This is a genomic window from Clostridiales bacterium (assembly GCA_012512255.1).
Classification (GTDB): Bacteria; Bacillota; Clostridia; order Christensenellales; family DUVY01; genus DUVY01.
In genome coordinates, this window is the sequence record JAAZDJ010000129.1 from 19,378 (window position 1) to 27,335 (window position 7,958).

General features: G+C 35.5%; 3 protein-coding genes. All 3 read left to right on the forward strand.

Going from position 1 to position 7,958, the window contains the following annotated elements:
- The first annotated feature begins 4 nt into the window (after nucleotides 1-4).
- Nucleotides 5-4,537, forward strand: coding sequence for a DNRLRE domain-containing protein (locus tag GX756_06510; protein NLC17509.1), 4,533 nt, complete (start codon nucleotides 5-7; stop codon nucleotides 4,535-4,537).
- A 138-nt stretch (nucleotides 4,538-4,675) separates the two neighbouring features.
- Nucleotides 4,676-5,305 (forward strand): hypothetical protein, encoded by a 630-nt coding sequence (locus GX756_06515; protein ID NLC17510.1) that lies wholly within the window; start codon nucleotides 4,676-4,678, stop codon nucleotides 5,303-5,305.
- A gap of 27 nt (nucleotides 5,306-5,332) precedes the next feature.
- A partial coding sequence (locus GX756_06520) for an alpha/beta hydrolase (protein ID NLC17511.1) occupies nucleotides 5,333-7,958 on the forward strand: 2,626 nt, incomplete at its 3' end.

Consider the following 7,958-nt stretch of genomic DNA (forward strand, 5'->3'; position numbering starts at 1 on the left):
AAAAATGATTAATCAGCAATATAAATCAAAAATAAAACCGTTGTCAATTCTTGAGATTGTTTTATGCGCAATAGTGCTTATAATTGCGGGTTTGATGTTAAAGTATGGTATAAGTTTTGCAAAAGCAGCTATACAAATTAAAGCTAAAGAAACTAATATCGCAACATATGAAGATAATATGATTAACCTTGATGAAATCAATTCAGGGCGTTTTACATATTATTTTGATTCTTCATCAGCTTCATCTTATGAGGACGGGTCAATAGAGCATCCTTATAAGGATATAAGCAGGATATCATTAATGACCTTTGGTCCTGGAGATAGGGTTTTGCTCAAAAGAGGAACCGCTTATTCGGGCACATTATTTGTGCAAAATAGCAGAGGTAAAAAAGATGATATTATTTATTTCGGAAGTTATGGCGAAGGATCAAGACCTAAAATAAACGGCAATGATATTGATGGCGGCGGCGTATTGCATATTTATAATTGCGAATACATTACGGTTGAAGGCTATGAGCTTTTTGATACGGGCGTTGTAGAAAAAGATAAACGCGGCGTGCTTATTGAAGGCGATAATGCAGGTATTTTATCAGGTATAACAGTGCGCAATATGTATATTCATCATATAAAAGGTTATACAGATTCCGCTAACAACGGTATGAGCACTGATTCAAAAAGCACGGGTGGAATTCAGGTATGGGTGCGCAATGCTGATATTACACCAACAAGATTTGACAGCCTTACAATTGAAAAAAACATCATCAATAATGTTGATAACGCAGGCATAGCTACCTGGCATACAAGAAGCACTCAAGTATCTATACAGCCAGGAACTCAAGGCTGGGAAAATATTGCTTATACCAATCTTAGAATAGCGGAAAATGTTATTTCTAACGTAGGCAAAAATGCTATAGTAATAAGATCGGCTGAGGGCGGAGTAGTGGAATATAATACCGTATATGAAACAGCTCTTAGATGTATTAGCGGCAATCAAATATTCACCCGAGATTGCCGCGGAACAGTTATTCAATATAACGAAGGCTTTTTAAATAGAATGTTGCCTGACAGTACCGGCGTGTTTAGGGACGGTAGCATGCTAGACCCCGATCTTAGAAGCCCAAATACAATTTGGCAATATAATTATAGCCATGATAACGCTTTTGGGCTTATGACCACTTGCACTGATGTTAACGATGATAATATTATTGTCCGATACAATGTAAGCGCAGGCGATAAAAGCTGGCTTTTGAATATCAATTATGATGTTTCTGGAATCTGGTTTTATAATAACACATTTTTTATTCCAGAAGGCTATGAAGGCGTATCGGTTATTCGTGAGCGCGATAAAGAAATGGATTCAAGAAACAGCAATCAGGTTTATTATTATTATAATAACCTTGTATATAATATGGGCATTAATACTAGGTTGGCTATGGTAGATATTGACCATCCAACCGCTCCTTCATCCATTAAGAATACAATCAAAAGAACTTTTTCTAACAACTTATTTTATAGCGCCGAAGGAAAAGATATCATTAATATTGAATATTTGTATGTGCCTGGTCATTTTAATGAAGATACAATTTTGGATTCTAATTTCTTGCAATCAGACCCATTATTTGTGCAAATGCCGGATGTTAATGATGACTTACATGACCGCATAGGCAGACAATACGCTGATAGATTTATGTTAAAACCTGGTTCTCCTGCCATAGGGGCAGGAAAGGTGCTTGAAAATATCGGTGAGTTTGACTTTTATGGCAACTCTCTTGATGCTGATAATCCAAATATTGGTGCATATGGCGGAAAAGGCGTTTCAGATATTGAAATAACAAATCCTGATCAACCGCTGTTTCCTCCCCATAGCAATAGAGGACCAGCGCATACTTCAAATAGATATTTCACAGTACAAGGCGGTCAAACTGATATAAATCAACCCGATAAGTCTTTTGCCAATGAACATAGTTGGTTTGTTAAGAAGAATGAAAAAGAAACATATTTAAAATATAAACTTCTTTATTCTGAAAATTTTGAAAATATTACTCTTAATCTATATATCAAAGATTTTACAAAAGGCGCACAACTCAAGCTCTATGGCTTAAAAGACAATGAATGGTTCGGAGATACATTAACTTATAATAATAAGCCCGATGAAAGTCTACGTTCCCTAATTGCAACATTTAACGCCAACCGTAAAGGCTGGGTAAGTATTGATATTACCGAATATGCTCAACGAGAACTTTTTTATGATACAGTTCTTTCATTTGTAATTGTAAGCGAAAATGATGATATGGCTGAAATAGAATTGGGCGCTTATGAAGATATAGATCCTAACGACAATAGCGTATATACGTCTCCTTATGTAGATATAGTATATAAACAATTAGAAGGAACTTATTATCCAATCTATAATCAACATGTAGGCGATGGAAGCCGCGCAAACGACAACTATTCAACGGGCGATTCTATGCATGTCAAAAGAGGAAGTTCAGGCTTTTCCAGATATACATATATGTTGTTTGACTTATCAGAGGAAAAAAGAGAAGTTATTACAGCTACATTAAGACTTCATGTAAATATAGCAGAAGGCGTGCGCCCATCAGCGCCTGCAAGCGTGGTTGCTTATGCTATATCTTTTTCTGATTGGGATAATAATATTACATATAATACATTACCTAATGAACTAAAAGCCATAAATAACACCAATAAACTTGAACTTCCTCCCAATGCGGTTATGTTATCAAGAGTGACGATAACAGGCACAACGACTTCCGAAGGTCAAAAAGGTTATGATTTTGATATAACCAATTATGTAAAATCTTTAACCGATGAAAAAAGATTTACTATTATGCTACTTATGGAAAGCAGTAATGCCGGAAGCGATTATATTGGTTTTATGACCACAAGGTCTGCCGATACAACTCGTCATCCTATGATTTATATTAATGAGCCTGTTTCCGAACCTCCTACGGGGTATTTTAAGGTGACGGCTAAGCTTGATAATATCTATGGAACCGTAAGCCCACAATTTATAGACTGCGCGCGAGGCGCTACTGCCGAATTTACCGTTACTCCCTATCCGGGATATATTGTTGACTATGTAAAAATAAACGGTATTAACGCGTTTTTGGATGGCGATAAAATAATCATTGATAATGTAACTAGCGATACTATTGTTAATGTGGCGTTTAAAGAAAAAGCCAAAGGCGATTTAATACTGCCGAGCGAAGATTCTTATATTCGCGATGGTAATTATAAAGATAATAATTTTGGTAACGCAAGTCTTTTAGAAGCCAAAACCGCTACGGGCGGGGGCAATACGCGGATTATATATGTTAAATTTCCTATTAACGATTTGAATTCTGCTGCGACTAAGATTGAGTTTAACTTATATGCTTATCAAAGAACAGGAATGAATTCTGGTTATAGATTTAAGCTTGCTTTGTGGGGATTTTATGAAAGCGAAGAGAGCGTATGGTCAGAAAATGAAATTTCATGGATTAATGCCCCTTATCTTGAACAGATTATTGGAACTTCGGCGCGACAACCCGATTTGATTTTTGAAAATACGGCTAAAGGTTGGATTATGTATGATGTTACACAGCTTATTAAGACAAGACCCGAAGGCGTCAAATATATTACCTTTGCTCTGATGGATTATGAAGTTGAGCCGGGGTTGCCTATGTTGCGGTTATATAGCAAGGAAACTGACCAAAAAATTGGCGAAAACGAGTTAAAACCTCATTTATATGTTTATACTGAGCCAGTTTATAATATTGAGCTTATTTACGATAAAGAAAAAGGATTTGTGGATTATATTAGCGATAGTATAGTCAGCAATATGGCGTTTTCAGCGCTTATATTGCCGAATGCAGGATACAAAGTAGGCGTTGTAACTATTAATAACCAAGAGGTATTGCTCGACGGATTATATCTTAATATAAATCAAGTAAAGGGCGATTTAAGAATAGTTATTCCTTTTGTCAAATACTATTCAGTAAATGTAACTACAGATAATAATGGATTTACTACAACAGGCTCACAAATTGTCAATGAAGGCGACTATACTTATATCAATCTTGTCCCTAATGCGGGATATTTGGTAAAATATATTTATATAAATGGCGAATTAACCGATATAAAAGAAACATATTTCAAATTAGAAAATATTACCGAACGCACTGATGTATTTGTTATATTTGAAAAAGGCGTTAATATTAAAGTTGAGGTTAATGGTAAAGGAACCGCAAGCGTCAATGATGAATTGATTTTACCGGGCGCCTCAAAGACAATAATATTTTATCCTGATAAGGGTTATTATGTCTCAAAAGTATTGGTTAATGGCGAAGAGGTAGATGTTATCAATAATAATATTACTCTTAATGAAATAAATTCAGATACGGTTATTAATGTTGAATTTGCAATCATTAAGCAATCTAGCGTGCCTTATTGGATTTGGCTGATTATTGGAAGCGGCGTTGTTATAATTGTTGGAGGTGTTTTGGCGACTATTATAATAAAAAAGAAAAAAAATTGATTTAAAAGGAGCTAAATTTATATGCCTAAATTTCTTATAAAGAATAAGGCATTAACGCGCGGAATAGTTTTTGTTATTACAATATTATTTGCGATGTTTTTTTTGGCATCGGATATAAAGCCTGGTAAAGATAACCTTATGCGTATTAATAATGTTTTTGTCAAGGCAAGAGAATTTGAAATTATTATGAGCAATGAAAACGGCATGGTCAAAGCCCGTTTTATGGCGACTTTCGGCATATCAGAATCTAGCTTTAGCTGGTATAGTTATTACGGCGGCAATAGGCCGATTGATGAATTGATATCTATCTGTATAAATAAAATCATACCAATCAAAGTCAAACAAGCGCTTGCTATTGAAAATGGCGTTATTAAGTCGTGGTCATACGATAAAATGCTTGATGAAATGCACGCAGAAAACAAAAGACTTGCTCAAGCCCAAAAAAATGGCAAACCTACTTTTGGCAAAACTAAATGGGAAGAAAATGAATATTACGATTACCATAACGCTAATCTAGAAGCGCGATTATCATCAAAATTAATGACCACTATTTTAAGCGTAAGCTATGACGAAGCGTATAATTATTACTTGACGGCAAGACAAAATTCTCCAAATCCAGAAGATTTAGCTCCATTTGAAGGAAATGAAACAAATTGGCGCAATGAAGCGTTTAGGGAAAAGTATGAAAATTATATAAACCAAGCCATAGCAAGCGCTAAAGTTGAATATCTCAAAGATTTACATAATTATAATTACGCTAATTTTTAGGGATTTTTTGGTTAAGGGGTAAATGGAATGATAAAATTTAAAAAATGCTTATTTTATTTTAACATAATAACATTTTTTATAGTAATAGGGTTGAGCGCATTTTTACTTATGAATTTAGAAGATTTTAAACAATCTTTAGTAATAGCTCAATCGGAAGATCAGCATGATGAAATAGAATATGCAGATATTTATATTGATTCAAGGGCTCCCGAAGGCGGCAACGGCTCTTTGGAAGCTCCTTATAATAACTTAAGCATAATTAACGATTTAACCATAACACCCGGGACGATAATAAGACTAAGAGCGGGCTCGATTTTTGAAGCGCCGTTTATAATAGAAAATATTGAAGGCGATGAGAATAATCCCGTTATAATAGGCAAATACGGTTCCGGACGACGACCTATTATTGCGGCAAATGATTATACTGGCGGTGGTATTTTATATATAAAAAATTGTCAAAATATAATCGTAGAAAGTTTGGAACTGTTTGATACGGCTACTTTAGAAGGCGACAGAAGAGGCATATTAATAGAAATAGGCGGCGGGACAGAAGAGAACATTTTATATTACAATAATATAACAGTTCAAGATATGTATGTCCATGATATTCGCGGGATTACTGACGCCGAAAACAGCGGTATGAGCAATGCTTCAAAAAAGACTGGCGGTATTATGGCATGGACTAAAGATAAATTTACGGCATACAATAACCTAATCATTAATAATAACATTGTCCGCAATGTTGATAACTGCGGTATAGCTATATGGAAAGTGCCTACCACATCTCCCCAAGGCACCGTATATGACGCTGATTTTGATTTTATAGCGCATAAAAATGTTTATATTACTAACAATGAAATTTCTGATATTGGAAAAAACGCCATTGTTGTTAGGTATCTTCTTGGGGGGCATATAAGCGGAAACACCGTATATAAGACCGCTGTTCGTTGCATAAGCGGCAATCAGATTTTTACCAGGGATTGTAAGGGAACTATCATTGAAAGGAATGAAGGTTTTATGAATATGGCCCGTCCTGATAAAGCTGGCGTTGTTCGCGACGGCAGTATGCTTGACCCGGATTTGCGCAGTCCTGATACTATATGGCAATATAATTATAGTCATGATAATGCATTTGGCTTGATGACAAATTGTACGGATGTTAGAGATAATATTGTCGTAAGATATAATATTAGCGTGGCTGATAAAAGCTATCTTTTGAATATTAATTACGATGTCAACAGTATGCATATTTATAACAACACTTTTTATATTCCCCAAAATTATAATTCAATAATTATCCATGAACGAAAACAAAAACTTTCTCAACGAGATGAAAATCGAAATTATATCTTTGAAAACAATTTAATATATAATGACTCTTTATCAGCATCTTTTGATTTTGCCGTGTTGGGCGAGAGCGGAACACATAATGATATTGTCAATACAATTACGCGTTCTTTTTCTAATAATTTATTATACAGCGCAAAATCAGAAGAGCAAGGTTTTACATTACCTAAAGCTGAACTATTTGAATATGCTAATGGCAAAGATGGAGAGCTGCAATCTGGATATTTAAAGGCCAATCCTATGATTGTTAAAGCTTATGGAGGAACTTCGGTTGAAAGAATAGGATGGGGCATATTGAATAATTTTAAGCTCCTCAAACAATCTCCGGCATTAGGTGCGGGCAAGCCAATAAGCGATGGTCTTACACATTGCTTTTTTGGCAATATTATTACTTCGCCTCCTAATATAGGAGCTTATGGCGGAATGGGAGAAGAACAAGATCTAGAACAAGATGCTTATTTGAATCCTGATGATTATTCTACTCCAAGATTTGATAATGTAGAAAAAATTTCCGACATTGTATATGCGGAAAGCGTTACTAATTATGACGGCACAAAACGCAATCTCAAACTAGATATTTATAGACCCAAAAATGATATGCAGAGAAATAGACCTTTAGTTGTAATGGTCCACGGCGGCGGGTTTAGAATAGGCTCCACAAAAGAGCAAAATTATATAGTTAACTTATCCAATTTATTTGCTCGTCATGGTTATGTGGTTGCCGCTATTGAATACAGGCTTAGAAAAGGCTCGGATATGCCCGATCGCTTAGCGGAAGTTCCAGCTATGATTGATGCGGCGGAAGATGTAAACCGTGCATTAGAATGGTTGAGGACAAAAGGCGGTGTTTACGGGTATAACCCAGACTATATGTTTGTCGCAGGAGGCTCTGCAGGGGGAAGAACGGCCGTTGCATATGCTTATTCTAGTCAAGAAAAAGGCTATGACAAAAGTGGCGTGGTGGCAATAGGAAATTTATGGGGGTCGCCCGAAATTGAGTTTAGAAGCGAATATGATGTAAGTAATCAATTTGAGGGTCGTTTTATTCCAATGATAATTATTCACGGCACAAATGATAATACAATACCTTATGATAACGCTATATATATGAAAAATTCGCTTCTTAATGCGGGTTATAATGAGGGTGTTGATTTTGCTTTTCAGGCGATTCAAGGCGGCGGTCATCCTCCGACCAATGTATCTAATGGAACTCAAATTATATTTGATTATGTAAACACTTTTTTTATTGCAAGGCTAAAAAATTATATACAAAATGTAACTAATGGAGTTACGCCTCCGCCTCCTC

Bases quoted from the DNA above. Each gene is read 5' to 3' on its own strand.
- GX756_06510 (NLC17509.1), top strand. From the start codon at position 5: ATGATTAATCAGCAATATAAATCAAAAATAAAACCGTTGTCAATTCTT.
- GX756_06515 (NLC17510.1), top strand. From the start codon at position 4,676: ATGCGTATTAATAATGTTTTTGTCAAGGCAAGAGAATTTGAAATTATT.